Source organism: Streptomyces sp. N50 (genome assembly GCF_033335955.1).
Taxonomy (GTDB): domain Bacteria; phylum Actinomycetota; class Actinomycetes; order Streptomycetales; family Streptomycetaceae; genus Streptomyces.
The window spans coordinates 8,731,762-8,755,823 of the sequence record NZ_CP137549.1; the positions used below are offsets into that span (position 1 = coordinate 8,731,762).

Here is a 24,062-nt window from a genome sequence, read left to right on the forward strand (position 1 = left end):
TCAACAACCCCACATCCCGGCTCCGGGCACAGGTCACGCGCAGGACGCCCGGCGTAGGAAGAACTGTTGCGGCTGGACTTACGGAACCGGCCAGCTTGTTCCTCCGCCGTCCCCGGCCCGTGATCAGGGAGAGCCATGACCGGCGTTTCCACCCTCGACCGTCCCTCGCAGCCCGCCGCGCCGACCCGCTACACCGTCACGCTCGCCCGCGACGAGGACGATGTGCGCGCCGCGCAGCGGCTGCGGCACGACGTCTTCGCCGGGGAGATGGGCGCCCACCTCTCCAGCCCGCAGCCCGGCCTGGACGTCGACGCCTTCGACGCCTACTGCGACCACCTCCTCGTCCGCGACACGGTCACCGGGCAGGTGGTCGGCACCTACCGGCTGCTGCCGCCCGAGCGCGCCGCGGTCGCCGGACGGCTCTACTCGGAGAGCGAGTTCGACCTCGCCCCCCTCGACTCGATCCGCCCGGGCCTCGTCGAGGTCGGCCGCTCCTGCGTCCACCCCGACCACCGCGACGGCGCCGTCATCGGCCTCATCTGGGCCGGCATAGCCCGCTACATGGTCGACCGCGGCCACGAGTGGCTCGCCGGCTGCTGCTCCATCCCGCTCGCCGACGGCGGCGCCCTCGCCGCCGGCACCTGGGACCGGGTCAGCGCCAAGCACCTCGCCCCGGAGGAGTTCCGGGTACGCCCGCTGCTGCCCTGGAGCGCCGACGGCGTCACCCGCCCCGCCGGCCGCGTCGAACTCCCGCCCCTGCTGCGCGGATACGTCCGCCTCGGCGCCTGGGTCTGCGGCGAGCCCGCCCACGACCCGGACTTCGGGGTCGCCGACCTGTACGTGCTGCTGTCGATGCGCCGGGTCAACCCGCGCTATCTGCGGCACTTCCTCTCGCTCGTCCCGGCGTGATGAGCGTCTGGCTGCCCAGCGCGCCCTGCACCCCCAGGGCGTGCATCGAGTCGAAGGGGTCCGTCACGGCCGTACCGCGCGCCGTGCTGCGCTTCGTGACCGTCCTGGTCGTGGTGGCCGCCGGGGCCGCGCTCACCCCCGTCGGCAAGCGGATCCCCGCCCGCGCGGTGCGCTGGTGGTGCCGGACGATCGTCCGGTCCGCCGGCATCCAGCTCCGCATCACCGGCGCCACCACGTCCACCGGCGGACTGCTGCTGGTCGCCAACCACATCTCGTGGCTGGACATCCCGCTGCTGGCCGCCGTACGCCCCGCCCGCATGCTGGCCAAGGCCGAGATCCGGCACTGGCCCGTGGCGGGCACGCTCACCGCGGGCAGCGGCGCCCTGTTCATCGACCGCGATCGGCTGCGCGCCCTGCCCGAGACGGTCGCCTCCATCGCGGGCGCCCTGCGCGCAGGCGGGGCGGTCGCCGTCTTCCCCGAGGGCAGCACCTGGTGCGGCCGGGCGCAGGGCCACTTCCGGCGGGCCGTCTTCCAGGCCGCACTCGACGCCGGAGTCCCCGTCCAGCCGGTCGGCCTGCACTACCTGACGGACGGCACCGCCAGCACCGCCCCCGCCTTCGTCGGCAGCGACTCCCTGCTCACCTCGGTGTGGCGGGTCGTGTCGACGCGCGGGCTCGTCGCCGAGGTGGAGGTGGGCGAGACCATCGCCCCCGGCAGCCACCCCGACCGCCGCTCCCTCGCCCACGCGGCGCAGGCCGGGGTCACCGCTCAGCCCCAGCACCAGGACCACTGCACGTCGGTGGCGCAGGCCCCGGTGAAAATCCGCAGGACGGCGCGGAGGCGTCCTGTTAGCGTTGCGTCCATGAGGATCATCAGGCCCACCCGCACCACCGCGACCGCGCGAGCGACCAGCTCGCCGGCCGCCGACGCCTGAACCTCACTGACCTCTCCCGGCGGCCGGAAACGGACCGCCGGGTGTGTCGTTTCCAGCCCCCTCGCCACGTTGCCCCGCGGTCCCTTCCGGTCTCCCCGACCCGCGAAGGACTCACCGCCATGAACACCGACGACGTCGTCCGTACGTTCCTCGACTTCTACCGCGAACGCGGGCACGAGCTGATCACCGGAAGCTCGCTGCTGCCGCCGCCCTCGGACCCGGTCCTCTTCACGACCTCCGGCATGCATCCGCTCACGCCGTATCTCCTGGGCCGTCCCCATCCGCAGGGGCGGCGGCTCGTCAACGTCCAACGCTGCCTGCGCACCACGGATCTCGACGAGGTCGGCGACCTCACCCATCTGACCGTGTTCGAGATGCTCGGGTCATGGTCGTTGGGTGACTACGACCATCCGCAGAGCCTGCGTTGGGGGTACGAGCTGCTGCGGGACGGCTTCGGCATCCCGCGCGAGAAGTTGTACGTCACTGTCTTCGGCGGCGATGAACAGGTGGGCCCCGACCTTGAATCGCTGGACACCTGGCGGGAGTTGGGTGTGCCGGTTGAGTCCACCCGGGACGAGAACTGGTGGTCCAATGGGCCGGTGGGGCCCTGTGGGCCTGACTCGGAGATCTTCTACTGGACCGGGGACGGGCCGCCGGAGGGGAGTCCTACCAGTGATTCGCGGTGGGTGGAGATCTGGAATCACGTGCACATGCGGCTGGAGCGGGGTGAGGACGGGGGGCTCGTTCCGTTGCCGCAGGTGAGTGTTGATACGGGGATGGGCTTGGAGCGGCTGGTGGCTGTTCTTCAGGGGCGGCGGTCGGTCTTTGAGACGGATGTGTTCGAGACGTGGATGCGGGTTCTTCCTACGCTGTGGGTTCTGGACGAGCGGTCCATGCGCGTTGTCTGTGATCACTTGCGGTCGAGCGTGGTCGTGATCGGGGAAGGGGTGCGGCCGTCCAACACGGGGCGGGGGTATGTGGTGCGGCGGTTGATTCGGCGGGTGCTTACGGTTCTGTGGCGGGACGATGACTCGCGTACGTTGTCCGATTTGCCGGTGGAGCTTGTCGGGACCGGTACCGAGCGGGAGGTGCTCCTTGATGAGGAGCGGCGGTTTGGTCAACTCCTTGAGCGGGGGCGGAGGGTGCTGTCCCGGCCGGAGTTTCGAGGTCCTCTGAGCGAGGAGGACTACCACTACCTTCATGACACTCATGGGTTGCCCCGGGAATGGGTTGCCGGGCTTCTGAGGTAGTCGGTTGGGTGCGGGTGCGTGGGGGCTGGTCGCGCAGTTCCCCGCGCCCCTAAAAGCAGGGGGTTTACCCGAGCGCGTTTGCCAGGTAAGGGGCTGTAGTGCTCGCGCTGGCCCTCGCCACCTTCGCTGGTGCGCCTGCCGCCACGATTCGCCCGCCCTTCTCCCCGCCACCCGGCCCCATGTCGATCACCCAGTCCGCCCCCGCCACCACCGCCATGTCGTGTTCGACGACCACCACGGTGTGGCCGGTGTCGACCAGGCCGTGGAGTTAGCGGAGGAGGACCTCTACGTCGGCCGGGTGGAGGCCGGTCGTGGGTTCGTCGAGGAGGTAGAGGGTGTGGGTGCGGTGGGCGCGCTGCAACTCCGTGGCCAGTTTGATGCGTTGGGCCTCGCCGCCGGACAACTCGGTGGCGGGCTGGCCCAGATGGAGGTAGCCGAGGCCCACGTCCAGGAGTGTGGTCAGGCTGCGGGTCACGGCCGGGGTGTCCGTGTCCGCGAAGAAGGCCGCCGCGCTCTCCACCGTCAGGTCGAGGACCTCCGCGATGTTCCGTCCCCGGTACGTCACTTGGAGCGTCTCGGGGTTGTAGCGTGCGCCGCCGCAGTCCGGGCAGGGGGTGTAGGTGCTCGGGAGGAAGAGCAGTTCCACGCTCACGAAGCCCTCGCCCTGGCAGGTCTCGCAGCGGCCGCCCGTCACGTTGAAGGAGAACCGGCCTACGCCGTAACCCCGCCCGCGTGCTTCGTCCGTCGACGCGAACACCTTGCGGACGACGTCGAAGAGGCCGGTGTAGGTCGCGAGGTTCGAGCGGGGGGTGCGGCCGATCGGTTTCTGGTCGACCGACACCAGGCGGCCCACACCCGGAAGTTCCTCTGTGATCTCGCCGATCAGCGTCGACTTGCCGGAGCCCGAGACGCCGGTGACCGCTGTGAACACGCCCAGGGGGAACTCCGCCGTCACGTCCCGCAGGTTGTGCCGCGTCACCGGGCCCACCTTCAACTCGCCTCGCGGTGAACGGACTTCGCGGGGCGGCGTGGGGGAGTCGTCGAAGAGGAAACGGGCCGTCGCCGATTCCTCCACCGCCGCCAGCCCTGCCACCGGCCCGCTGTGCAGTACCCGGCCGCCGTGCTCGCCTGCCAGCGGGCCCACGTCCACCAGCCAGTCGGCGGCGCGCATGACGTCCAGGTGGTGCTCCACCACGAACACCGAGTTGCCCGCGGCCTTCAGGCGGTCCAGCACCGTGAGCAGGGCCTTGGTGTCCGCGGGGTGCAGGCCGGCGGACGGTTCGTCGAGGACGTAGACGACTCCGAAGAGGCCGGACCTCAACTGGGTTGCCAGGCGCAGGCGTTGGAGCTCGCCTGCTGAGAGGGTGGGGGTCGCGCGGTCCAGGCTGAGGTAGCCGAGGCCGAGTTCGAGGATCGGGGCGATGCGGGAGGTGAGGTCCTCGGTGAGGACGCGGGCCGCCTCCGATGTGCCGTTGAGCGTGCCTGCCAGCTCCGCCAGTGGTAGCGCGGCCAGCTCTGCGATCGTGCGGCCCGCGATGGTCACCGCCAGGGACTCGGGGCGCAGTCTGCTGCCTCCGCAGAGCGGGCAGGGGGAGCTCGTCAGGAAGCGTTCCGCCTTCGACCGCAGGGTCGGGCTCTTCGTGTCCGCGAAGGTCTTCATGACGTAGCGGTGGGCGCTCATGTACGTGCCCTGGTACGGGCGTTGGATGCGGTCCGCGTCCCGGACGGGGTGGACCGTCACCACCGGTTGTTCGTCCGTGAAGAGGATCCACTCCCGCTTGTCGGCGGGGAGTTCGCGCCACGGCACGTCCACGTCGTAGCCGAGTGTGTCGAGGATGTCGCGCAGGTTCTTGCCCTGCCAGGCGCCCGGCCACGCTGCGATCGCACCCTCGCGGATCGAGAGGGAGGGGTCGGGGACGAGGGACTCCTCGGTGGTGCGGTGGACCCTGCCCAGGCCGTGGCACTCCGGGCACGCGCCCGCGGCCGTGTTGGGGGAGAAGGCGTCCGAGTCGAGGTGTTGCGCGCCGGGCGGGTAGTCGCCCGCTCGGGAGAACAGCATCCGGAGGGAGTTCGACAGGTTGGTGACCGTGCCCACCGAGGAGCGGGAGGTAGGGGTCGAGCGGCGTTGCTGGAGGGAGACGGCCGGGGGGAGGCCGGTGATCCCGCCGACCTTCGGGGCGCCCACCTGGTGGATCAGACGGCGGGCGTACGGCGCCACCGACTCGAAGTAGCGGCGCTGGGCCTCCGCGTAGATCGTGCCGAAGGCCAGGGACGACTTTCCGGAGCCGGAGACGCCTGTGAACACGGCCAACACGTCCCGCGGGATGTCGACGTCGACGCCCTGGAGATTGTGCTCGCGGGCGTCGCGGACACGGACGTAGGAGTCGGGGATGTGGGGCGTGTGTGGGCTGGGCATGACCCGGCGAGTCTATGCGAGCACGCCGTGTGGTGCCCGGTGACCTGCGGGGGTGCGGGGGCGTCCGCGCTGTGCCACGTTGGAAGGCACGGATGCCAGTTGCCGCACAGTCGCCGCACGGAAGAAGGCCCGTGGTCGTATGAGCACTCCCGGATTCGGTTTCGGACGCAGCCCCTTCGAGGAATTCGACGAGCTGATGTCCCGGTATTTCGGCGGTTCGGGACCGGCGTCACCGGCACGCCGGGCCCAGCGCGTCGACATCGGGAGCCTGCTCTCCGAACGGGCCCGTGAGCTGGTGGCCCAGGCGCGGGACATCGCCGCCGTCGAGGGCAGCGAGGAACTCGACGCCCGGCATCTGCTGGCCGCCGCCACCGAGCAGGAGTCGACCCGACGGCTGCTCGCCGAGGCGGGCGCCGACCCCGACCGGATCCGGGAACGGCTGACCGCCGGTGAGGGGAGTGGGCCGAAGACCGAACCCACCACGCTCACCCCGGCCGCCAAGCGGGCCCTGCTCGACGCGTACCAGATCTCCCGTGCCGAGGACTCCTCGTACATCGGCCCCGAGCATCTGCTGCGCGCGCTGGCCGCCAACCCCGAGTCGGCCGCCGGACAGGCCCTCACCGGCAGCGGCTGGGAGAGCGACCGGATGCCCACCGGTGCCGAGCCCGAGCGGAAGAGGCCCAGCAGCACGCCGACCGTCGACGAGTACGGGCGTGACCTCACCGAGGACGCCCGCGCCGGGCGGCTCGACCCGGTGATCGGGCGGGACGAGGAGGTCGAGCAGACCATCGAGGTGCTCTCCCGGCGCAGCAAGAACAACCCCGTCCTCATCGGCGACCCCGGCGTCGGCAAGACCGCCGTCGTCGAGGGCATCGCCCAGCGGATCATCGCCGGTGACGTGCCGAAGACCCTGGCGGGCAAGCGGCTCGTCTCGCTGGACCTGGCCGGGATGGTCGCCGGCACCAAGTACCGGGGCGAGTTCGAGGAGCGGCTGAAGAAGCTCCTCGACGAGGTGAGCGAGCACAGTGACGAACTGGTGCTGTTCCTCGACGAGTTGCACACCGTCGTCGGTGCGGGGGGAGGGGGCGACGGTGCTCTCGACGCGGGGAACATGCTCAAACCCGCCCTGGCCCGTGGGCAGTTGCACCTCATCGGTGCCACCACCGTCGACGAGTACCGCAGGTACATCGAGAAGGACTCCGCGCTGGAGCGGCGCTTCGCGCCCATCCTGATCGGCGAACCGACCGTCGACGACACCATCGAGATCCTGCGCGGCCTGCGCGACCGCTACGAGGCCCACCATCAAGTCCGTATCACCGACGAGGCGGTTGTCGCGGCGGCCGAACTCTCCGACCGGTACATCACCGCCCGCTTCCTGCCCGACAAGGCCATCGACCTGATGGACCAGGCGGCGGCGCGGGTACGGCTGCGGGCCAAGACCCCGCTCTCCGACGACCGGGAGGTCGAGGACAGGCTCGCCGCCCTCAACCGGGAGAAGGACCAGGCCGTCGCCGACGAGGAGTACGAGCGGGCCAAGGAGATCCGCGACCGGATCAGGGACACCGAGGCCGAGTTGAAGGCGGGCGGCTCCGCCGAGGAGCAGGCGCCCAAGGTCACCGCCGAGGACATCGCCGAGGTTGTCTCCCGCACCACCGGCATCCCCGTCGCCCAGCTCACCGAGGAGGAGCGCGCTCGGCTGATGAAGCTGGAGGAGCACCTCCACGAGCGCGTGGTCGGCCAGGACGAGGCCATCACCGCCGTCGCCCGGGCCGTACGCCGCGCCCGGGCCGGCATGAGCGACCCGAACCGGCCCATCGGCAGCTTCCTCTTCCTCGGCCCCACCGGCGTCGGCAAGACCGAGCTGGCCCGCGCCCTCGCCGCCGCCCTCTTCGGCGACGAGGGCCGCATGATCCGCCTCGACATGAGCGAGTTCCAGGAACGGCACACCGTCTCCCGCCTGGTCGGAGCCCCTCCCGGATACGTCGGCCACGAGGAGGCCGGCCAGCTCACCGAGGCCGTCCGCAGGCAGCCGTACGCCGTGCTGCTGCTCGACGAGGTCGAGAAGGCGCATCCCGATGTCTTCAACACCCTGCTGCAACTCCTCGACGACGGGCGGCTCACCGACTCGCAGGGGCGCACCGTCGACTTCAAGAACACCGTGGTGATCATGACGTCGAACATCGGCGCCGACCGCATCCTCGCGGCGGGCGTCGACGACTACGCCAAGGTCCGCGAGACGGTGATGCCGGTCCTGAACCAGCACTTCCGCCCCGAGTTCCTCAACCGCATCGACGAGATCATCGTCTTCCGCGGGCTGGAACGCGCCCAACTCCGCGACATCGTCGACCTGTTGCTGGAACACACCCGGCGCAGGCTGCACGCCCAGGACGTCACCCTGGACGTCACCGACGCGGCGGCGGACCTGCTGGCCAACCTCGGCTACCAACCCGACTTCGGCGCCCGCCCGTTGCGCCGCACCATCCAGCGCGAGGTCGACGACCGGCTCGCCGACATGCTCCTCGCCGGTGAACTGAACGCGGGCGACCAGGCCCGGGTCGACGCGAGCGACGGCACGATCGAGATCAGGGCACGTCAGGCGGCCGAGCACTAGCGCAGTCGCATTCGCACCCTCTGGGAGACAGGTATGAGCAGTTATCGAGTCGCGCAAGTGAGCGCGGCCGGCGGCGAGTTCACGATCGTCGAGCGGGATGTGCCGGAGCCCGGCCCGGGCCATGTGCGGATCGCCGTGGAGGCCTGCGGGATCTGCCACAGCGACACCTTCTTCGTGAACGCCGGAGTACCGGGCGTGCCGTTCCCGCTGGTCACCGGGCACGAGATCGCGGGGCACATCGACGCGCTCGGCGAGGGCGCGTCGGACCGTGGTTGGCGGGTCGGCGACCGGGTGTGCGTCGGCTGGTTCGGCGGCAGCTGCGGGTACTGCACCCCGTGCAGGCAGGGCGACTTCATCGTCTGCGAGAACATGAAAGTGCCTGGCTGGGCGTACGACGGAGGCTTCGCGGAGATGACCGTGGCGCCGGTCGACGCACTCGCCCGGATCCCTGACAGCCTCTCGGCGAGCGCCGCCGCGCCCATGGGATGTGCGGGCGTGACCACGTTCAACGGGCTGCGGCGCAGTTCGGCGGGGCCGGGCGACCTGGTGGCCGTACTCGGACTCGGCGGCCTCGGTCACCTGGGCGTGCAGTACGCGGTGGCGATGGGATTCGAGACCGTGGCGATCGCGCGGGGCCCCGAAAAGGCCGACTTCGCCAAGCAGTTGGGCGCGCACCACTACGTCGACAGCACGGCGGACACCGAGGTCGCGGACGCGCTGAAGGCCCTCGGCGGCGCCAAGGCCGTACTGGCCACGGCGGGCAACGCGGATGCCGCCACGGCGACCGTGGAGGGGCTGCGGCCTCGTGGCGAGCTGGTCGTCGTCGGGGCGGACACCGCGCCCTTGGGGATCAGTCCGCTTCAACTGCTCATGAGCGCCAAGGTCGTTCGGGGTCACCCGTCCGGCACCTCGCAGGACGTGCAGGACACGCTGGCCTTCAGCGCCCTGCACAACATCCGCCCGATGGTGGAGACCGTCCCCCTGGACCAGGCCGGCGAGGCCTACGAGCGGATGCTGTCCGGTGCGGCCCGCTTCCGGATGGTGCTCACGCCCTGAGCGAGGCGAGCCGCCGGTAGGAGTCCAGCAGGGCATCGCGGTCGTAGGTGCTGGTGGTGACGAGGACCTCGTCGGCGGCCGTCTCCTTCAGCACCGTCTCCAGCTCGTGGGCCACCTGTTCCTCGGTGCCCGCGAGCTGTCCGGTGAGCCCGGCCTCGTAGAAGCCGAACTCCTTGTCGGTCATGGGTAGTTGCTCCACGCGCTCGGCGGGCGGCAGCGGCGGGAAGGTGCCGTGGGTGCGCGAGTACGCCATCGACCAGGCCTCCGGGACGAGCAGCCGTCGGGCCGCCTCGGGGGTGGCGGCCACGGCGATCGTGCCCGAGATGACGACGTACGGTTCCGGGGTCCAGGGGGAGGGCCGGAAGCTGTCGCGGTAGTGGTCGATTCCGCGCCGCATCTTGTCCCGGTTGCGGAGGTCCCCGATGACCATCGGCAGACCGGCCCGGGCCGCGATGTCGGCGCCCTCGCCCATCGCGAGCACGAACGGCGGGACGGTCAGCCCTTCGGAGGGCCGTGCGTGCGCGCCGGTGGGTGACGTACCCCGGAACCAGCCGAGGAGTTCGTCGAGTTGTCCGGCGAAGTCGTCGGCGTCGTCCTTGTCACGGCCCAGCGCCTTGCGTACTCCGGTGGTGAAGCCGACGGATCGGCCGAGTCCCATGTCGATCCGGCCGGGGAAGAGTGACTCCAGGACCCCGAACTGCTCGGCCACGACCAGGGGTTGGTGGTTGGGCAGCATCACCCCGCCCGTCCCGACCCGGATGCTCCGGGTGGCCGAGGCGACGGCGGCGGCCAGCACGGTCGGTGCGGAGCCCGCGACCCCGGGCACGCCGTGGTGCTCCGACACCCAGAAGCGGTGATAGCCCAGCTCCTCGATCTCCCGCGCGAACCGCACGGTGTCACGCAGTGCCTCGGCGGCCGGGTGCCCCTCGCGGGTGCGGGACCGGTCGAGGACGGAGATCGGGGTGGTGGCGATCACGGAACTCACGTCTGTTCCAACACCGGGGAGGCCTCGGCATTCCCGCGCCGGTCAGTCCTCGGGGCGCAGCAGCCCGCGCTCGTACGCCTTTGCCAGGCGCTGCGGGACGAGGTGACGAACGCCGTCGACGGTGACCGGCACGAGCGTGGATGTCGTGGCCTTCCACTGGGCGCGGCGGTGGCGGGTGTTGCTGCGGGACATCTTCCGCTTGGGGACGGCCATGGGGATTCCTCCTCGGTGGGCTGGTGGGCACCGAGGACGCTATATGAAAATGGATCCCATTAGCAATCGGGGGTCGCGTGCACGGTTCTCACCGCCGGGACCGGACGCGTGCGTCCCGGGGCGGGTCGATGAACTGGAGCTCCAGCGTGACGGGCGGCGCGGCTATGCCCGGCCCGCCCGCCGCCGCCCACTCCAGCACTTCCTCCGTGCAGTCGTCGTCCATCGCGAACCCGACCCAGGTCGGCCGCCCACCGGCGCGCCGCCCCGCGGCCGACGGCTGGACGACGATCACGTTGGCCTGGTCGCAGGGGCCGAGGCAGTCCGTCGTACGCACCGCGAAACCGTGCTCGGCGGCACCCGCGCGCAGCCGTTCCAACTGCCAGGCGTGGTCGGTGCCGGGGTGTTTGCGCGGGTCGCCGCAGCAGCAGCCCCGGCACACGACCAGGGTGCAGGGCCGCTCGCGGGCGGCGCCGATGAGGAACGTACGGGGGGCGGGAGTGGCGGCAGACATGCAAGAAGCATGAGGCCAGGGCTCTCGCGGGCCGCCCGCGGGGTGGCGGGTCCGACTGTCTAGGGTGGGCGGGTGACCGCCGACAACAAGCGCCCGCTCGCCGTGTTCGACCTCGACAACACCCTCGCCGATACGGCCCACCGGCAGCGGTTCCTGGAGCGGAAGCCGCGTGACTGGGACGGTTTCTTCGGTGCCGCGCCGCAGGATCCACCCCTGGCCGAGGGCATCGCGCTCGCGCTGGAGAGTGCCGAGGAGTGCGAGGTCGTCTATCTGACCGGGCGGCCCGAACGCTGCCGGCGCGACACGCTCGCCTGGCTCGCCGCGCAGGGGCTGCCCGAGGGGCGGGTCCTCATGCGGCGCAACGACGACCGCAGGCCCGCCCGGCGCACCAAGCTGGAGAAACTCGGGCAGCTCGCCCGCGACCGCGAGATCCGGGTCCTCGTGGACGACGACGAGCTGGTCTGCGACGACGCGGAACGGGCCGGTTTCAGGGTCGTACGGGCCCGCTGGACCTCCCCCTCCGCCGCGCTGGAGGCGGCACAGGAGGGGGAGGGCCGGACCTGACAGTCGTAGCCGCTACGGCCGTCAGTCCTCGTCCTCGATGCGGAAGCCGACCTTCAGGCCGACCTGGAAGTGCTCGATCTGCCCGTTCTCGATCTGGCCCCTGACCTGGGTCACCTCGAACCAGTCCAGGCCGCGCAGGGTCTGCGCGGCGCGGGCGACGCCGTTGCGGATGGCCTGGTCGATGCCCTCGTGAGAGGTGCCGACGATCTCGGTGACCCGGTACGTGTGCTCGGACATGCGGGTACTCCTCTCGGCCGTGACGGGCGCGTCACGCGTCACTCCACACACCACCGTGCCCCAAGGTGCGGCAGCGCGCGAGACGGCCCGTCGTCCGATGTCAGCGCACCACGCTCAGCGACAGCGCGAAGCGTCCCTCCCGGTCGGTCCACCAGTGGGTCAACTCCAGCCCGGTGGCGGCCAGTTCGGACCGCACGCCCTCCTTGCGGAACTTCGCCGAGATCTCCGTGCGGAGTTCCTCGCCGGCCGTGAAGTCGACGGCGAGATCGAGGGCGGGGATCTTCACGGTCTGGTCCGTGCGGGAACGCAGCCGCATCTCGATCCACTCGTTGTCCGTGTCCCAGAGGGCTACGTGGTCGAAAGCGTCGGCGTCGAAGTCGGCGCCGAGTTCGCGGTCGACCACGGTCAGGACGTTCTTGTTGAACGCGGCCGTCACCCCGGCCGCGTCGTCGTACGCCCTGACCAGGACGTCCTCGTCCTTCACCAGGTCCGTGCCGAGGAGCAGCGCGTCGCCGGGGGAGAGGAGTGAGCGCAGGCCGGCGAAGAACGTGGCGCGTTCCGCCGGGAGCAGGTTGCCGATCGTTCCGCCCAGGAACGCCAGCAGGCGCGGGCCCGGTGTCTCCGGCAGGGTGAGGTCACCGGTGAAGTCCGCGATCAGGGCGTGCACGTCGAGACCCGGGCGCTCCTCGACGAGGGCGTGCCCGGCCTGCGTGAGCGCGCTCTCGCTGACGTCGACCGGGACATACACCGCCAGGCCGGTGAACGCGTCCAGCAGGTGCCGTGTCTTGTCCGAGGACCCGGAGCCCAGCTCGACGAGCGTGCGGGCGCCGGTCGCGGCGGCGATCTCGCCGGCCCGGTCGAGGAGGATCTCCCGCTCGGCGCGGGTGGGGTAGTACTCGGGCAACTCGGTGATCTGCTCGAAGAGTTCGCTGCCGTGGGCGTCGTAGAACCACTTCGGCGGGAGGGTCTTCGGGGTGCTGGTGAGGCCCTCCAGGACGTCGGCGCGCAGGGCCGCGTCGGTGGCGTCCTCGGGCAGGGTGCGGGTGAGAAGGAACGGGCTCACGTGCGGGGCTCCTTCGACGGTGCGGGTGCTAGGTCCTTCAGGGGGTGAGGAGGACCTCCGTGCGGGTTGCGGTGAGCAGAGTGCGGTCGGGGGCCTCCTGCCAGTGCGGGTCGTCGTCGTAGGGCTCGGACGCCACGACCGTGCGGCGGCCGGGTTCCGAGAGGTACCAGAGGGTGTCGCCCCAGGCCGTCGCGGCGATCGAATCGCCGTTGGTGAGAAGGAGGTTGAGGCGGGAACCGGGGGCCGCGTGAGCGACCTCCACGACCGTGTCGGCCAGGGCCTGCCCCTCCTCGTCGCCCGCCCGGAGCCGGCCCAGGACCAGCGCCCACACGAACGCCGAGTCGCAGCGGGCCTCCAGCGACAACAGGTCCACCGGCGGCAGGCGTTGGGCCAGCGCCGCCAGTGTCCGCGGCCAGCCGGTGACCGCGCCGTTGTGGCTGAACAGCCAGGGACCCGCGGCGAACGGCGCCGCCGCGGCCTCCCCGTCCGCACCCGCGAACGTCGCGTCCCGTACGGCGGCCAGCAGCGACCCCGAGCGGACCACGCGGGCCAGGTCGGCGAAGGACTGGTCGCCCCAGATGGGCACGGCCCGCCGGTAGCGGCCCGGCACCGGGTCGCCCTCGGCGTACCAACCCACCCCGAAACCATCGGCGTTGACCGTCCCGTGCTGCTGTCGACGCGGTTCCCAGGACTGGCGGTACAGGCTGTGCTCCGGGTCCACGAGGAGCCGGCCGAGCGGCTCCTCGGGTCCCAGGTACGCCAGATGACGGCACATCAGACGGCCCCGAGGAGCGGGCGGTGCGGAAGCCGGAGAAGATCTGCCGCCGGATCGGGTAGTCCCAGTTGCGGAACGTGCCCCGGCAGGCCACCTCGTCCACGGCGAAGGAACCGCCCCGCAGCACCTTGTACTCGGGGCCGAAGAACACCTCCGAGTACTCCTTGTACGGGAACGCCTTGAACCCCGGGTAGGGAAGGAAGTCGCTCGACGTCCACTCCCACACGTCGCCTATCAACTGGCGTACGCCCAGCGGTGATTCGCCAGCCGGGTAGCTGCCCGCGGGCGCCGGGCGCAGGTGGCGCTGGCCGAGGTTGGCGTGCTCGGGGGCCGGGTCGGCGTCGCCCCACGGGTAGCGCATCGAGCGGTCGTTCGTCGGGTCGTGGCGGGCCGCCTTCTCCCACTCGGCCTCGGTGGGCAGCCGGCGTCCGGCCCAGCGGGCGTAGGCGTCCGCCTCGTACCAACAGACGTGCACCACCGGCTCGTTCAGCGGTACGGCCTCCGTGACACCGAACCGGCGCCGCAGCCACTGGCCCGCCTCCCGGCGCCAGAACTCAGGCGCCGTAAGGGAGTTGCGGCGGACGTGCGCCCAGCCCTCCTTCGTCCACCAGCGCGGGTCGTCGTAGCCGCCGTCCTCGATGAACGCCAGATACGCGCCGTTCGTGACGGGTGTCGTGTCGATGTAGAAGGGCGCCACCTCGCGCCGGTGTGCGGGCTTCTCGTTGTCCAGGGCCCACGGCTCGGTGGACGTGCCCATCGTGAACGGGCCGCCGGGGACGAGGACTTCGGACGGGCCGGTGAACAGTGGGACCGGGTCCGGGTCCGGAGCCGTCAACGCCTGGGGACCCGTGCGGAGCTGATGGGTGATCAGCATCGTTTCGTCGTGCTGCTGTTCGTGCTGGGCGACCATCCCGAAGGCGAAGCCCATGTCGGTGAGCCGCGTCCCGCGAAAGGCGTGGCTCTCCAGTACGTCCGTGACCCGGCCGCGCACCTCGGCCGCGTACTGCCGGGCCTCCGCTGGCGGCAGCAGGGGCAGCGAGGGGCGTTCGGAGCGCGGGTGCTCGAACGCGTCGTAGAGGCCGTCGATGTCGGGCCGCATCGCGTCCCGGCCGCCGACGGCGCGCAGCAGCCACAGTTCTTCCTGGTTGCCGATGTGTGCGAGGTCCCAGACCAGCGGGGACATCAACGGCGAGACCTGGGCGGTGAGTTCGGGCTCGTCCACGCAGCTCGTGAGGAGCGTGGTGCGGTCCCGGGCGGTGGTCAGAGTGGTCAACGCCCGTTGCCTGAGCGCCTCGATATCGATGTCAGCGGAGGTGTCGGCGGCGGTGTCGGCGTCGGTCATGTGCGGATGTCCTTCCCGTGCGGGCGGCTGTCCGTGCCGCGCACGCGGTCGAGCAGGTCGTCGGCGGGGCAGCGGCCCCGGACGACATAGCGGTCGAAGTACGCGCGGACGGCGTCCGTGACCCCGGTGGTCGCGCCGAGGCGGGGCAGCGCCTCCAGGGCCGCCGCGAAGCACACGAGGGCGACCTCGTGCAGCTCCGGGTCGGACAGCCCGTAGCGGGCCGCGTCGATCCACAGCGGATTGTGCGGCGCGGGCAGCCCCTGGGTCCGTTCGGCCAGCGGCTTCACGGCCCGGTAGGCGGTCTCGGCGGCCTCGGGGTCGTCGAACAGCGCCGTCGTCACGGCCAGCGGCACGATCCAGCCGTCGTCCCCGGGCTGCGCGTCGATCATGCGCAGTTCCAGATGGCCGCGCGGTCTGACCGGCGGGAACAGTGTCGAGACGTGGTAGTCGAGATCCTCACGGGTCGGCGGTCTGGGCGACCCCGACCTGATCCACTCCCGGAACGTGAGCTCCTCCGGGACCTCCCACGGGCCGCTGTCCTGCCGTATGCACATCACCGGCGAGTCCAGGACGTGGTCGGTCCAGGCGTCGCGCGGCAACGCGTCCAGGGTCGGACCGCCCGCGCGGCCGGGGCCGATCTCCATCCAGATCAGCTGCCGGGTGGAGCGCCAGCCGGTAGGGCTGCGGCCGACCAGCGGGGAGTTGGCGAACGCGGCCACCAGGACCGCGCCGAGTTGGTGCGCCAGCCACCAGCGCCGGCCCAGGCCGAGCGGACCGGGTTCCTCGTAACCGGCGTCCAGGCACACCTGCACGGACGCCGAGGTGCACATCATGCGGCGGCCCGCGGGACCGGTGCGGTCGAGGCAGCGCTCCATGGCGTCGTAGCGCGGCTCGTGCAGGAACCGGCGCGGCGGATGCCAGGGATCGTGACCGACGCCGACCAGCCCCAGGCCGTCGCGGCGCAGCACCGCGCGGACGGCGTCCAGGTCTTCGGAGACGGAACCGATGCACTCCATCAGGGAGGCGGCGGGCGACGAGCTGAGTTCCAGCTGGCCGCCGGGCTCGACGGTGAGCGCCGACCTCAGAGGCACGGTCTTCAACGCGGCGTACGCCGCTTCGAGTCGTTCAGTTGTCACGGGGAGCTGCGGCAGACGCAGCTCGTGGACGAGCCATTCCACTTCGACCCCGAGCGTGCGGGGCGGACCGGTCTTGAAGCAGATGCCCCTGACCAGGGCCTCCACCTCGGGTTCGGTGACCGCGGTACGGGGCTCCGTACAGTCGCTACAGTCACTTGCCGTATCGGACATGTCGGGATCCTCCTGAGATTCCACCATGCCACCGGCCCGGTTTCTGTTGGGCCCGGGTCGGCACACTCGTACCACCCAAGACCCTCGCGGCTGGTCGCACAAGGGTGCGTATTGCCACGTTCGGGATCGGTAATCTCCGGTTCGCCGGCCGTTCGCGGGGCCCGGAAACTCCGTTGCACCGCACGACCAGCATCGCTCAGGATGCCTGTATGAGCACGACGGGGGAGAACACGGGGGAGATCGCGGGGCGCGCGGTCATGGCGTACACGGGGGTTATGCCATGAGCGCGCGCCTGCGCGGTATCGCGCAGCAGACCGAGCAGATCGTCGCGGCCGGGAGCTACCGCGCGGCGGACGGGCGCGAGGTGTTCATCGCCGCGGAGACCGAGGCGGCCCGCGCGGGTACGAGCCTGCACGGTCCGGAACCGGTGCGGACACCGCCGCTCCCGCCGACGGAGACGATCTTCGAGGTCACCGGCGAGAGCAGCCTGGAGGCCGCCCGCCGCCTGACCGGCCCGGTCGCCGTCCTGAACTTCGCCTCCGCCCGCAACCCGGGCGGCGGTTTCCTCAAGGGCGCACAGGCCCAGGAAGAGGCCCTGTGCCGAGCCTCCGCGCTGTACACGTGCCTGCTTGAGGCCCGCGGTTTCTACGACCACCACCGCGCCCACCGCGACCCCTTCTACACGGACCGCGTCATCCACTCACCGGCCGTCCCCGTCTTCCGCGACGACAAGGGCCGCCTCCTGGACGAGCCGTACACCGCCGGATTCCTGACCGCCGCCGCGCCGAACGCCGGGGTCGTCCTGCGCACGGCACCCGAGCGCGCGGCCGAGCTGCCGCACGCCATCGCCGTCCGGGCGGAGCGGGTGCTGGAGACGGCAGCCCTGCACGGCTACCGGCGGCTGGTCCTGGGCGCCTGGGGCTGCGGGGTCTTCCAGAACGACCCGGCGCAGGTCGCGGGAGCCTTCCACACGCTGCTCGGGCCGGGCGGACGGTTCGCCGCGGCCTTCGAGCACGTGGTGTTCGGCGTCCTGGACCGCACACCGGGTGCGACGGTCCGGGACGCGTTCGTACGGGCCTTTCCGGAGCGCCGGCTCCAGAGCTAGCCGAGCCGGCCTGTCAGGTCCAGCCGTAGCGCTCGTGCAGCCGGTGCCGGACGAGGTTGAAGCGCATCTGGTCGATGGCGCACGCCTCCCGGCGCATGCCGTCCTCGTGCAGGCGCAGGACGCGGTCCACGTCGACCCACGAGTCGCGCCCGGACTTGTCCCAGGGGCCGCTGCCGATCGCCACCCACTCGCGGTCGCCGTCGTGGCGCTTGCTGGACAGCTGGACGGCGAGCAGGGTCCCGCCGGGCTCCCGGGCCACGACGAGGACCGGGCGGTCCTTGCCCCGGCCGTCGTTCTCCTCGAACGGCACCCAGGTCCAGACGATCTCGCCGGGGTCGGGGTCGCCGTCGTGTGCGGGGGAGTACTCGGTACGGACCTTGCCGACCTCGCGCGGGTCGGCCTCGGTGGTGGCGGAGGGGCCGAAGCGGCCCGGAACGTTCTCATCGGTAAAGGCGGTCACGGAGGCACCTTAGAACGTGCCTCCGTGACCCCGGACGCCGGGCGCCCGTCAGACGATCACCGCTACTCCTTCTCCACCGGCACCTTCTGCGACGGCGGAGCCGTGCTCCCGTTCAGAGCCGAAGTCCCGTTCGGGGTCTGCCCGTTCTGGTTCATCGAGGAGAGCAGCTGGCGGGCCAGGCCGAGACCCGTGCCACCCATGGTGAGCGCCTTGGCGAGCATCTCCGCCATGCCGTCGGCCCCGTTGAGGACCACCATGTTGTCGACGCTGCCGAACGCGGACGCACCCGCCTTCACGATCTCCGGCCAGTTCTCGGCCAGTTGCTGCGCGACCACGGCCTCCTGGTTCTCGGCGAGGGCCGCTGCCCGCGCCTTGATGGCCTCCGCCTCGGCGAGACCCTGGGCCCGGGTCGCCTCGGCGGCGGCGAGACCCTTCGCCTGGGCGGCGGCTGCTTCGGCTTCACCGGTGGCCCGGGTGGCCGTCGCGGCGGCGGCACCTCGTGCCTGGGTCGCCTCGGCCTCGGCGTTCGCGGCCGTCTTGATCCGGCTGGCCTCGGCCAGGGCCGCCAACTCGGTCTCCTTGGCCTTGGCTTGAGCTGCGGAGATCCGTGCGTCGCGCTCGGCCTCGGCGCGCGCCCGGGTCTCGTAGGCCTGGGCGTCCGCGGGCTTGCGGACGTCCGCCTGGAGCTGCTGTTCCCGGCGCAGGGCGTCGAGTTCGGCGATCCGGGTCTCCTGGACGACGACGTCCTGCCGGGCGGCGGCGTCCGCGAGGGGTCCGGCCTGTCGGGCCTTCGCCGCCGCCTTGTCGCGCTCGGCCTGGTAGCCGGCCTGGAGGATCTCGCTGTCCCGGGTGGCCTCCGACATCCGTGCCGCGGCCTTCTGTTCGGCCTCGGTGGCCAGCCGGTTGGCCTCGGCCTGCGCGATGCGCGCGTCCCGCTGTACGGCGGCGGCGTGCGGCATCGCGAGGTTCTTGATGTACCCGGTCGGGTCTTCGATCTCGTGGATCTGCAGCGAGTCCACGATCAGACCCAGTTTCTCCATCTCCGTACCGCACGCGGCACGGGTCTGGCCCGTCAGCTTCTCCCGGTCGCGGATCATGTCCTCGACCGTCAACCCGCCCACGATGGACCGGAGATGACCGGCGAACACGTTGTGCACCCGCTCCGACATCATCTTCTGCTGGTCGAGGAAACGACGGCCCGCGTTGGCGATCGACACGAAGTCGTCGCCGACCTTGAAGATGACCACGCCCCGCACCTTGAGCGGAATGCCCTGCGTGGTCACACAATCCACGTGCAGCTCGGTCTCGTTGAGGTCCAGCGAGATCTTGCGCACCGCCTGCACACCGGGCAGCACCAGCGTGCCGCGCCCCGTGACGATGCGGAACCCCATGCCCTCTTCAAGGCCTTCGGTGCGGTGCTTGGAACCCGAGATGATGAGTGCCTCGTTGGGTTCCGCGACCCGCCACATCGACTTGAACAGACCGATCAGTACGAGAACGGCGACAACCGCCGCCCCCGCTACGACGCCGATGACCATCGGCATACGCCCCCTTTTGAAGGTGCCCTTTCGGCACCGAACGAAGGGAGTGTGCGCCTGTGCGACACCGGGGTACAGACGCTGACGGATCCTTGTTGCAATCTTGACGCATACGCCCCTGGACAGCTCTCACCTGCGACGGAGGCAGCTCAACTGTCGTATGCCTGCGTGACGTAGACCGTCCTCGGCGGCAGGTACTCCACGACCATCACCACGGTCCCCGGCTCGATCCGGTCCGTGCCGGTGGCGGCGTACGCGAGGAAGTGCTCGGCGCCCCCGCGCACCCGGACGATCACCTCGCCGACGAGCCCGGGCCCGACCGTCCCGGTGACCCGCCCCATCAGCCCGACCATCGACGCATCCTGCATGGTCACAGGGTACGGGCCCAACGCGCCTATGCCGCCGGGGAATCAGCGGTGACCGGCACCGGCCACTTCTCGTGCCAGCGCAGGTCCGCCTCCAACTGCGCGGCCAGGGACAGCAGGAGAGGCTCGCTGTTCGACGGGCCCAACAGCTGGGCGCCGACCGGGAGTCCGTCCGCCACGAACCCCGCGGGGACGTTGACGCCGGGCCAGCCGAGGATGTTCCACGGCCAGGCGTAGGGGCAGGCGGCGACCATCGCGCGGTCGGTGGCCAGCCCGCCCAGGTCGAGCATCGCGCCAACCAGGGGCGGGGGAGCGGCAGTTGTCGGGGCGAGGACCAGGTCGTACCTCCCGAAGAACGCCCCGAACCGGTCGTGCAGGACCGCCTCCGCGCGTCGCGCCGCCCGCAGCGCGGCTCCGCCCAGCCGTCGGCCCAGGCGCGCGGCCTCCAGGGTGCGGGGGTCGAGGAGTTCGGGGTGCGGAGCCTCGCGGACCCGCTCGGCGAGACCGGCGGTGGCGCGGGGGAGGAAGGTCAACCCGATCTGCCCGTACGGCGGATCGTCCTCGACGACCGTGTGGCCCAACTGGGCGAGTTTCTCCGCGAGTTCGAGGACCCTGGCCCGGACCTCCGGCTGCAGTCGGGCGGGCAGTGCGGTGAACGGCGGCTTCAGGGAGAGGGCGATGCGCAGTCGGCCGGGGTCGCGGCCGACCGCCTCCGACAGGGTGAGCGGGGGCGGGCGGTGCAGGTCCCCCGCGTGGTTGCCGCTCGCCGCGTCCAGGAGCAGGGCCGCGTCCGCGACCGTACGGGCGAGGGTGCCGTTGACCGTGATGCCCTGGAAGGACTCGCCGCGCGGCCAGGTCGAGATGCGGCCGCGCTGCGGCTTGACGCCGATGAGGTGGGTCCAGGCGGCCGGGATGCGCACCGAACCCGCGCCGTCCGAGCCGAGCGCGGCCGGGACCAGCCCCGCGGCCACCGCAGCCGCCGATCCTCCCGACGAACCCCCGGGCGTGTGACGGGAGTTCCACGGATTGCGGGTCGCGCCGAACGCGGGCCCCTCGGTGAACGGCCACTGCCCGAGCTCGCAGGTGTTGGTCTTCCCGACGATGACGGCACCGGCCGCCCGCAGCCGTCGTACCGCCTCGCTGTCCTCGGCGACCGGAGGGAACTCGCCCCGGCAGCCGAACGCGGTCGGCTCGCCCGCCACGTCCATGTCGTCCTTGACGGCGACCGGCACGCCGAGGAGCGGTGTGCGTACTCCGGCGGCCAGTTCCTTGTCCGCGGCTTCGGCCTCGGCCAGCGCCGCTTCCCGCCGTACGACCCGAAAGGCGTTCAGAGAGTCCTGAGTCGACTCGATCCGGGCCAGGGCCTCCTCGGTCAGGGCCCATGCGGTCACCTCCCCGGCGGCCAGCGCGCGGGCGGACTCGGCCAGGCCTGCGGAACGGTCGGGCGTCATGCGGCACCTCCGGAAGCGCGTGGTCTACCGAACGGTAACGTCCGGGCGGCCGGTGTGGTGCGGATGTGGCAACTTCCCCCGGGGTGCGGGTGGTTCGGCCTTCGCCACAGGTGTCCCACAGAGATCATCCAGCATTGCGCAAACCATTGACGTGCTCCTGACCCACCCCTACCTTCTGACCGAATTCACGAACTGGGTTCGATATGACGAACATTCGAGTCTCCGGGAGAGCCGCCCGTGACCACACGTCCCCCCACGCCGTCCCGCCGTACCCTGCTGCGCGCGCTGGCCGTCCTGCCCGCCTCGGCGCTCGTCCTGGGCGAGGCCCCCGGGCTGCTCGGCACGGCGCTGGCCGCCGCACCGTCGAGCGGTTACGCCACCCGGTACACGATCGTCCCGTTCCTCAACAGCGACGACGGCACCGTCAACGTCTACCAGTCCGACGACGCCACGGACTTCCGCCTCGTCCAGGCCTCCGCGTACACCCCGCCCGCCAACCGCATCCGCGACGCGAGCGTGTTCAAGCACACCGACGGCTACTACTACCTGACGTACACCACCCACACCTGGGAGGACGTCAGCACCACCATCGGCTTCGCGCGCAGTGCCGACCGGGTCAACTGGACGTTCCTGTACGACTACACGGTCCCGATCACCAATCTCTCGCGCGCGTGGGCGCCCGAGTGGTTCGTCGACAGCGACGGCAGTGTCAACGTCATCGTGTCCTGCTCCACCACCGACGACGAGTGGATCTTCACGCCGTACCGGCTGAAGGCGACCAACTCCGCGCTGACGGCGTGGAGTTCACCGGTCGCCCTGTCCGGTATCGGCTCCAACCACATCGACACGTACATCGTGCGGACGGGCTCGACCTACCACGCCTTCACCAAGAACGAGACGGCGAAGTACATCGAGTACGCCACCGCCACCAGCCTCACCGGCCCCTACACGATCTCGAAGACCGGCGACTGGGCCGGCTGGGGCAGCTACCGCGAGGGCCCCTCGGTCGTACAGCTCGACAACGGCGGCTGGCGGATCTTCTTCGACGGCTACGGCGACGGGAACTACTACTACAGCGACAGCTACGACACCTTCGCCACCTGGTCCGCGCCGACCGCGCTGACCACGCTCTCCGGTACGGCGCGGCACTTCACGGTCATCAAGGAGACGGTGTCCGGCGGCCCGAGCCTCGCGACCGGCGTCAGCCGCTCCTTCCAGTCGGCCAACTACGCGACCCGCTACTGGCAGGAGGTGTCCTCGCTGCTCAACCTGCCGGTGGTGACCAGCTCCAGCACCACCGCCCTGAAGCAGGCGTCCACGTTCACTGTTGTTGCCGGCCTCGCCGACGCGACCGGTTTCTCCTTCCGTGACTCGGCGGGCAACTACCTGCGCCACTACGACTTCCGGGGCCGTTTCGACGCGAACGACGGCACGGCGACCTTCGCCGGGGACGCCACGTTCTACGCCCGGACGGGCGCCACCACCGGTGCGCTGCGCTTCGAGTCCTTCAACTACCCCGGCCACTACCTCCGCCACTACAACTACCAACTGCGGGTGGACCCGACGGACGGCACGGACCTCTTCCGGACGGACAGTTCGTTCGTGCCCGTGACGGCGTGGGCCTGAGCCACAGGACTGTGCTCCACCGGAACGGGGCAGGATGCGAACGGAATTGATCAGCCATGGCCTGGAGGCGCTGGGCGCATGAGCAGTACGGCAGCGACACGGATCCGCGAGCTGATCGTCACCCCGATCGCTTTCCGCGACCCGCCCCTCCTCAACTCGAACGGCGTCCACGAGCGGCTGGCGCTGCGGTGTGTCCTCCAACTCGTCCTGGAGGACGGCACCGTGGGTCTCGGCGAGTCCACGGGCGGCGAGATCCGGCTGGACCGACTTGAGGTGGCGGCGAAGGTCGTCGTAGGCATGGATGTCTTCGACACGACGGCTGTCGTCGCCGCGATCGACGCCGTTCTGCTGCCGACCGTGCCCAGTTCCCACGAACGCGGCTGGACCACCTCGGCGGTCGAGGTGGCCTGCCTCGACGCCCAGGGCAAGCTGCTCGGACGGCCGGTCAGCGACCTGCTCGGCGGGAAGGTCCGCGACGCCGTGCCCTTCGCCGCGTACCTCTTCTACAAGTGGGCCGAACACCCCGCCCTCGACGGCGAACCCGCGGTGGGTGATGACTGGGGCGAGGCGCTGGACCCGGCCGGGATCGTCGAGCAGGCCCGGCTGATGCGACAGCGGTACGGCTTCCGGTCGTTCAAGCTCAAGGGCGGTGTCTTCCCGCCCGACGAGGAGATCGCGGCGATCAGGGCCCTGGCCGAGGCCTTCCCGGGGCAGCCGCTGCGGCTGGACCCCAACACGGCCTGGACGCCGGAGACCTCGACCTATGTGGCCCGTCAACTGGACGGCGTCCTTGAGTACTTGGAGGATCCGACCGCCACCATCCCGGGCATGGCGCGGGTCGCGAAGGAGTCACCGCTCCCGCTCGCCACCAACATGTGCGTGATCGCCTGGGAACATCTGCGGCCCGCGATCGAGCAGCACGCGGTCCAGGTCCTCCTCACCGACCACCACTACTGGGGCGGGCTGCGCCGGACCCGCGAACTGGCCGTCGTCTGCGAGGTGTTCGGGCTCGGGCTGTCGATGCACTCCAACTCGCACCTGGGCATCAGCCTCGCCGCCATGACCCATGTCGCGGCGGCCGTCCCCAACCTCGACCACTCCTGCGACACGCACTACCCGTGGAACTCGGCCGACGACGTCATCGTCCCCGGGGCGCTGGAGCTGCGTGACGGCGCGGTCGAGGTCCCCACCGGTCCCGGCCTCGGTGTGGAGCTCGACCACGACGCCCTCGACCGGCTGCACCGGCTCTACCTCGACTCGGGTGTACGCGGCCGGGACGACACCGCGTACATGCGGCGGGTCCGGCCCGAGTACGAGCTGAGACTCCCGCGCTGGTGAACTCG

The 24,062-nt window shown here is 71.0% G+C and carries 19 protein-coding genes and 3 pseudogenes; 9 read left to right on the plus strand and 13 right to left on the minus strand.

Annotated features, from left to right (window positions below; translation table 11 throughout):
- Window positions 1–135 precede the first annotated feature (135 nt).
- The 3 genes from R2B38_RS38705 to R2B38_RS38715 all read left to right on the plus strand — a co-directional run bounded on the left by R2B38_RS38705 (window position 136) and on the right by R2B38_RS38715 (window position 3,094).
- On the plus strand, window positions 136–909 hold the full coding sequence (locus R2B38_RS38705; RefSeq protein WP_318020471.1) for a GNAT family N-acetyltransferase: 774 nt from the start codon (window positions 136–138) through the stop codon (window positions 907–909).
- Entirely contained in the window at window positions 909–1,844 is a 936-nt protein-coding gene (locus tag R2B38_RS38710; RefSeq protein ID WP_318020472.1) for a lysophospholipid acyltransferase family protein, read from the plus strand. The genes R2B38_RS38705 and R2B38_RS38710 overlap by 1 nt, the downstream gene beginning before the upstream one ends.
- 119 nt (window positions 1,845–1,963) lie before the next feature.
- Window positions 1,964–3,094, plus strand: a complete 1,131-nt coding sequence (locus tag R2B38_RS38715; RefSeq protein WP_318020473.1) for an alanine--tRNA ligase-related protein — start codon at window positions 1,964–1,966, stop codon at window positions 3,092–3,094.
- 64 nt (window positions 3,095–3,158) lie between these two features.
- On the opposite strand, the pseudogene R2B38_RS38720 reads toward R2B38_RS38715, so the two are convergent.
- Window positions 3,159–5,510 (minus strand): annotated as a pseudogene (locus R2B38_RS38720) (ATP-binding cassette domain-containing protein).
- Window positions 5,511–5,649: 139 nt separating this feature from the next.
- Between R2B38_RS38720 and R2B38_RS38725 the strand changes: the two are divergent.
- Together R2B38_RS38725 and R2B38_RS38730 are read left to right on the plus strand one after the other, a co-directional pair.
- The gene (locus R2B38_RS38725) at window positions 5,650–8,121 is read left to right on the plus strand and encodes an ATP-dependent Clp protease ATP-binding subunit (RefSeq protein ID WP_318020474.1); all 2,472 of its coding nucleotides are present in this window, start codon (window positions 5,650–5,652) and stop codon (window positions 8,119–8,121) included.
- Window positions 8,122–8,154: 33 nt separating this feature from the next.
- Window positions 8,155–9,177 carry an alcohol dehydrogenase gene (locus tag R2B38_RS38730; protein WP_318020475.1) on the plus strand — a complete coding sequence of 341 codons (1,023 nt, stop codon included), beginning with the start codon at window positions 8,155–8,157 and terminating at the stop codon, window positions 9,175–9,177.
- On the opposite strand, the gene R2B38_RS38735 is transcribed toward R2B38_RS38730, so the two are convergent.
- The 3 genes from R2B38_RS38735 to R2B38_RS38745 all read right to left on the minus strand — a co-directional run bounded on the left by R2B38_RS38735 (window position 9,167) and on the right by R2B38_RS38745 (window position 10,886).
- Window positions 9,167–10,162, minus strand: a complete 996-nt coding sequence (locus R2B38_RS38735; RefSeq protein WP_318020476.1) for an LLM class flavin-dependent oxidoreductase — start codon at window positions 10,160–10,162, stop codon at window positions 9,167–9,169. The genes R2B38_RS38730 and R2B38_RS38735 overlap by 11 nt on opposite strands.
- Before the next feature lie 42 nt (window positions 10,163–10,204).
- Entirely contained in the window at window positions 10,205–10,375 is a 171-nt protein-coding gene (rpmF, locus tag R2B38_RS38740; protein WP_318020477.1) for a 50S ribosomal protein L32, read from the minus strand.
- 88 nt (window positions 10,376–10,463) lie between these two features.
- Window positions 10,464–10,886 (minus strand): (2Fe-2S) ferredoxin domain-containing protein, encoded by a 423-nt coding sequence (locus tag R2B38_RS38745; protein ID WP_318020478.1) that lies wholly within the window; start codon window positions 10,884–10,886, stop codon window positions 10,464–10,466.
- Window positions 10,887–10,958: 72 nt separating this feature from the next.
- Between R2B38_RS38745 and R2B38_RS38750 the strand changes: the two genes are divergently transcribed.
- Window positions 10,959–11,450, plus strand: a complete 492-nt coding sequence (locus tag R2B38_RS38750; protein WP_318020479.1) for a hypothetical protein — start codon at window positions 10,959–10,961, stop codon at window positions 11,448–11,450.
- Between the two features lie 21 nt (window positions 11,451–11,471).
- Here the strand turns inward: R2B38_RS38750 and R2B38_RS38755 are convergent, their stop codons facing one another.
- The 5 genes and pseudogenes from R2B38_RS38755 to egtA form a co-directional block, all read right to left on the minus strand.
- A complete protein-coding gene (locus tag R2B38_RS38755) occupies window positions 11,472–11,687 on the minus strand; it encodes a dodecin (protein WP_318020480.1) in 216 nt (71 codons plus the stop codon).
- A 100-nt stretch (window positions 11,688–11,787) separates the two neighbouring features.
- The gene (egtD, locus tag R2B38_RS38760; RefSeq protein ID WP_318020481.1) at window positions 11,788–12,750 is read right to left on the minus strand and encodes an L-histidine N(alpha)-methyltransferase; all 963 of its coding nucleotides are present in this window, start codon (window positions 12,748–12,750) and stop codon (window positions 11,788–11,790) included.
- Window positions 12,747–13,525 (minus strand): annotated as a pseudogene (egtC, locus tag R2B38_RS38765) (ergothioneine biosynthesis protein EgtC). Before egtC ends, egtD begins: the two are co-directional and overlap by 4 nt.
- A 13-nt stretch (window positions 13,526–13,538) precedes the next feature.
- A pseudogene (gene egtB, locus R2B38_RS38770) lies at window positions 13,539–14,867 on the minus strand (ergothioneine biosynthesis protein EgtB); the annotation flags it as partial.
- Window positions 14,864–16,174 carry an ergothioneine biosynthesis glutamate--cysteine ligase EgtA gene (gene egtA / locus R2B38_RS38775; protein ID WP_033279012.1) on the minus strand — a complete coding sequence of 437 codons (1,311 nt, stop codon included), beginning with the start codon at window positions 16,172–16,174 and terminating at the stop codon, window positions 14,864–14,866. The gene egtA and the pseudogene egtB, both read right to left, overlap by 4 nt.
- Window positions 16,175–16,454: 280 nt before the next feature.
- On the opposite strand from egtA, the gene R2B38_RS38780 reads away from it, so the two are divergent.
- Window positions 16,455–17,279: a TIGR02452 family protein gene (locus R2B38_RS38780; RefSeq protein ID WP_318020483.1), complete on the plus strand. Its 825-nt coding sequence runs from the start codon at window positions 16,455–16,457 to the stop codon at window positions 17,277–17,279.
- Between the two features lie 13 nt (window positions 17,280–17,292).
- Here the strand turns inward: R2B38_RS38780 and R2B38_RS38785 are convergent, their stop codons facing one another.
- From R2B38_RS38785 to R2B38_RS38800, 4 genes are all read right to left on the minus strand, one after another.
- Complete coding sequence (locus tag R2B38_RS38785; protein ID WP_019057621.1) at window positions 17,293–17,739, minus strand: type II toxin-antitoxin system PemK/MazF family toxin; 447 nt, start codon at window positions 17,737–17,739, stop codon at window positions 17,293–17,295.
- Window positions 17,740–17,801: 62 nt separating this feature from the next.
- A complete protein-coding gene (locus R2B38_RS38790; protein WP_318020484.1) occupies window positions 17,802–19,283 on the minus strand; it encodes a flotillin family protein in 1,482 nt (493 codons plus the stop codon).
- A 143-nt stretch (window positions 19,284–19,426) separates the two neighbouring features.
- On the minus strand, window positions 19,427–19,645 hold the full coding sequence (locus tag R2B38_RS38795) for a hypothetical protein (protein WP_318020485.1): 219 nt from the start codon (window positions 19,643–19,645) through the stop codon (window positions 19,427–19,429).
- A gap of 26 nt (window positions 19,646–19,671) precedes the next feature.
- Window positions 19,672–21,093 carry an amidase gene (locus R2B38_RS38800; protein ID WP_318020486.1) on the minus strand — a complete coding sequence of 474 codons (1,422 nt, stop codon included), beginning with the start codon at window positions 21,091–21,093 and terminating at the stop codon, window positions 19,672–19,674.
- Between the two features lie 237 nt (window positions 21,094–21,330).
- On the opposite strand from R2B38_RS38800, the gene R2B38_RS38805 reads away from it, so the two are divergent.
- Both R2B38_RS38805 and R2B38_RS38810 read left to right on the plus strand, forming a co-directional pair.
- Window positions 21,331–22,719 (plus strand): glycoside hydrolase family 43 protein, encoded by a 1,389-nt coding sequence (locus R2B38_RS38805; RefSeq protein ID WP_318020487.1) that lies wholly within the window; start codon window positions 21,331–21,333, stop codon window positions 22,717–22,719.
- 78 nt (window positions 22,720–22,797) lie between these two features.
- A complete protein-coding gene (locus R2B38_RS38810; protein ID WP_318020488.1) occupies window positions 22,798–24,057 on the plus strand; it encodes a glucarate dehydratase family protein in 1,260 nt (419 codons plus the stop codon).
- Window positions 24,058–24,062 lie beyond the last annotated feature (5 nt).